This window comes from Rhizobium sp. Leaf311, from assembly GCF_001423445.1.
Classification (GTDB): domain Bacteria; phylum Pseudomonadota; class Alphaproteobacteria; order Rhizobiales; family Rhizobiaceae; genus Agrobacterium.
Genome location: NZ_LMNZ01000024.1, coordinates 3,952 through 4,219 on the forward strand (window position 1 = coordinate 3,952; position 268 = coordinate 4,219).

The 268-nt window shown below is 57.1% G+C and carries 1 protein-coding gene; it reads left to right on the forward strand.

From position 1 onward, the window contains the following. The coding region (locus ASF69_RS23645; protein ID WP_244475546.1) for a transposase at nucleotides 1-268 on the forward strand (268 nt) is incomplete at both ends.

Genomic DNA, 268 nt, shown 5'->3' on the forward strand with positions numbered 1-268 from the left:
GATTGAGCAAAGTTTTGAACCTGGCGAGACGGTATCATCGACCGCTCGCCGCCATGGCGTTGCGCCCAATCTGCTGTATCGATGGCGCAGGCTTTTGAGTGAGGGAGGTGCTGCGGCCGTGGATTCTGACGAGGCGGTTGTCGGGAATTCGGAAGTGAAGAAACTGGAGGATCGCGTCCGGGAGTTGGAGCGCATGCTCGGTCGCAAGACGATGGAGGTCGAAATCCTCCGCGAAGCCCTTTCCAAAGCGGACTCAAAAAAACGGATA